This is a genomic window from Paraglaciecola sp. (assembly GCF_030730205.1).
Taxonomy (GTDB): Bacteria; Pseudomonadota; Gammaproteobacteria; order Enterobacterales; family Alteromonadaceae; genus Paraglaciecola.
Genome location: NZ_JANQVQ010000124.1, coordinates 1 through 3,706 on the forward strand (window position 1 = coordinate 1; position 3,706 = coordinate 3,706).

A 3,706-nucleotide genomic window follows, 5' to 3' on the forward strand; every position below is an offset into this window, starting at 1 on the left:
GCTCTAATTGAATTTTTCACAATGTTTTCCTCGCCACTCCTTTACAGAGTAGATCTTATAGTTCATATTTAAAGGTTTTGCTTAAAGCTTTGTACACATTCAAGTGACTAAGGCGCTCAAGCTATCCGAACAACAACATCCATTTTGGTGACGAAATTGGTTATTCAATCTATTTTCAACTACACAAAAACACATTCAAATTTAATCTATAAACAATAAATTAGTTGATGATGTCTTCGTCAGAAATGAAATGAGAACACATTGAAAATTTATTAGGAAGGGGTGAAATCGTTGCATAACTCATTTTTAGCAGCTTTTTCAAAGAGTAACAAAACCTTTCATTTTAAGTTTATGGGAAATATAAAAGCAATATAAATTATTGTTTTTGATTGCTTTTTGAGCTGAGCGTTTTTTGCTCTCCATTGTTTATTAAATGTTGCAACCAACTTTTTTCATGTTCGAATTTTAAGCTCTAAAAAGTGAGGTAGGCCATTTTATAAAGGGAATATCGAAATTCGAAGCCGTAAGCACTGTAAATTATTTATAAGTTATACAGGTTGAAACCTGTGGATAAGTCATTTAAATATTTTTCATGACGCAGTCTAGGTGCTGAAAAAACGAACGCAATTTAATCTACTTTGTGCATTTAATGAACAGGTAAAATATTTTAAAAAAAATTAAAATATTTTCAATTTTTTGGTTTTTAAATGATGAATTTGAATATAAGCGCATAAAAATCAGCATTTCAGATTAATCTAATACTGTTTTTTTTCTGTTATCTTGTCTTAACCACCTAAAGTTGACGGGTGGATTATGGTTTAAAAATGAGGTTTCTGAGCACATTGCAAGGGCACTTAATATACCTGGTTATTTATCGAGCAATTTATTTTTTTATATCTGGGTTGTGGGTAAGTTGTTGATAAGGTTTTGGGCGGTTTAATAGTTTATAGAACTGTAAATTGTTAAGCCTATCGACGGAATTAACGCGAAAAATGTAGGAGGGCAAATGTATAAATCGAAATTAGATGCACTTTTACCACGGTGCTTTGAAATGTATGAGTATATGTCAGAGCATATCGATCTACTACGAGAGCTAGAACCTGTCCCCGAGATTAAGCATCGGCTAGCATTTCAATCGGGGATATTGTCATTTGAACATGGCTTATCAGCGCTTAAACTCATTCAAGATGGATTTTTATCATCTGGTTTTGCGTTAATGCGGCCTCAGTATGAAAGTCTTATTCGAGGATTTTGGTTAATGTTTGCAGATAACACTACATGGTTGGCTAAGTTAAGTTCGGCAGGGCAAGTCAAAGCTGATGAATTTAAAAAGCTAGAAACACCCATGTTGGGGGACATGTTAAAAGCACTAGATAAATCCGAAGCACCAGCACATATTTTAACTCAATTGCATGAATTCAGAACGATAAACAACACACCCCTTAATAGTTTTACGCACAGCGGGTTGCTTGCACTAATCGGTAATGGCAATGGATACGAGCCTAAGATGATGTATGACGCGATTAGAAACTGCAATGCCGTAGCCGCTATTAACATGCAAATGCTGTCAAACTTGACGGGGTATGATGAAGCTATGGAACCTATCAGTGATTTGCACCATCAATTTGTTGATTGTTTGCCAATACATCATGCTTAAAAGGTGATTTTGACTGCTCTGAACGAAAAAATTAGGCTGCATGGCAATGCTTTTAAGGTGGCGAAGAACTTTGCTAACACCGACTTACACCCCTCTGCAATTAGCAACCATGATATGGGCCTGGTGTTTGAATAGTTAATCCGCCGCTTTGCAGAAAGCTCTAACGAAACTGCCGGTGAGCACTCACCCCGCGTGACATAATGAGCCATTACTCATTATCAAATCTAGTTATTCAGCAACTCAATCTATAAACACATAACCTTCAATATAACCGATTGCTAAACAGCGCTACCCCTTTGTTTCCAAATGCGTTAAATTAAGATCTGATTTTATTAAGCTGAACTTATTACCTGTTTGGTAAATAATGAGTTATTAAGGCTTTTTGTCGTTTGATAAGGATGTTAAATGTTTAAGACTTCAGCTATTTCTAGTCTTTCAATCAGTATTTTGATGTTTTCACTGTGTACTTTTGCCAGTGATGTCACAGTTAAGCCGTTGGACCAGCCTGCCATATTTAAACAGCTCAATACCGCATTAAGCTATTTTGATGAAACGAGTGTTTTACCCGATGCTAAGTGGTTTAGCCGCGATAAAAGTAGTGCCAATAAAGACTTAGACGAAACAATTAACGAAGTGATTCAACTGCTGGATGCACCGGAGATTGGTCGAAGTAGAATAAACTATCGTATCCTCGAGCAGAAAACCATTCAAGAGTACAACGAAATTGCGCGTTTACAGGAGCAGCGGTTGTTTGCGCCAAGTGGTGAAGCAACCTTCATTGCTGACAATGTTCCTTTTGCCAAAGTAAAAGAATGGACGGCAAAAACGCGTGGTGACTTTGACGCCTTGATTGCTTTACGTAAAGACAATATCGCCACACATAAAGAAAGCATGAATGCGATTTTGCTCGATATGCAAAAGCTCTTTTATTCTATGGGTATTGAATTTGATGCCGAGCAAATAGAGGTTTGGCTGTCCTCTGTAGTCGGTGACTCAGTACTGTCTATGAGTGTGGTTTTTAATAGCATTAAACAAATTACCCAACAGCTGGAAGTCGCCACGGTAGACTCAGGTGAAAATCTCAGTTTCGCTAAACGTTATTACGGTATGGTCGTTATATTGCACAAGTTAATGTTAAAAATGCAAACTGACTTTTTAACCACAATTGATAACGCGTATTTGCCTAAACTGGTTAATTTTAAAAACGAAGCCAATGCAGTTATTAAAGAATCAGAAAAGCTGCTGAGATCAGGTGGTAACCGTGAGACTTTAGAGCTGAACATTCAATCTAATAAGATGACCATTAAGGTGATTGATTTGTATGCTTCACTTTTAAAAGAACAACGATCTAAAATCTTTGAAGCAATGCAAATTACCCAACGTGAATATGAAGTATCAAATAACACTTATAAAACGGTTAATCTTAGCTCACAAGTCTCTCAGCTTATTAAGCAAGGGCGCAATACGTTTCAAACCTTGATTAATTTACAAATACCCAGTGCACAGCCTTTTCAAAACGAAGAAATGAAAGAACAATTTAGGCTGTTAAGCCAACGTTTAAATAATTAAGTAAGTCATTACAAAGACTGGCGCTCTGCCAGTCTTTTTATATGCAATTTTGCGTACTTTCTTTATCAGGAACAACCATGCTGCAAGACATCAAGAAAACCCTGTGGGCCACCGCTGATAAACTGCGTGCTAACGTGGATGCTGCTGAGTACAAGCACATCGTACTGGGGCTGATTTTCGTTAAGTTTATCTCCGACGCCTTCGCCGCTCGCCGTGCTGAACTGCTAAAGCGTATTCAAGATCCCAGCGACGAGTTGTATTTTGCTGATGCCAGCGAAGAAGATTTAAACGCCGAGCTGGAAGACCGTGACTACTTTAAAATGGTTAACGTGTTCTGGGTGCCAGAAGGTGCGCGCTGGGAAGCACTGCGCGCTAACGCCAAGCAAGCCGATATTGGCAAGCGCATTGATGATGCTTTAGCCGTAATCGAGCTGGAAAACCCCACCTTAAAAGGCATTTTAGATAAACGCTACGCCCGGG

Annotated in this window: 3 protein-coding genes; all 3 read left to right on the forward strand. The window is 37.9% G+C overall.

Annotation, left to right across the window (positions count from 1 at the left end):
• Positions 1 to 1,006: 1,006 nt before the first annotated feature.
• Entirely contained in the window at positions 1,007 to 1,657 is a 651-nt protein-coding gene (locus tag NWQ57_RS08785) for a hypothetical protein (protein WP_306021774.1), read from the forward strand.
• Between the two features lie 405 nt (positions 1,658 to 2,062).
• Positions 2,063 to 3,226: a hypothetical protein gene (locus NWQ57_RS08790; RefSeq protein ID WP_306021775.1), complete on the forward strand. Its 1,164-nt coding sequence runs from the start codon at positions 2,063 to 2,065 to the stop codon at positions 3,224 to 3,226.
• A gap of 77 nt (positions 3,227 to 3,303) precedes the next feature.
• Positions 3,304 to 3,706: type I restriction-modification system subunit M N-terminal domain-containing protein (locus tag NWQ57_RS08795; protein WP_306021776.1), on the forward strand; the 403-nt coding region annotated here is incomplete at its 3' end.

Bases quoted from the DNA above. Each gene is read 5' to 3' on its own strand.
- NWQ57_RS08785 (WP_306021774.1), top strand. From the start codon at position 1,007: ATGTATAAATCGAAATTAGATGCACTTTTACCACGGTGCTTTGAAATG.
- NWQ57_RS08790 (WP_306021775.1), top strand. From the start codon at position 2,063: ATGTTTAAGACTTCAGCTATTTCTAGTCTTTCAATCAGTATTTTGATG.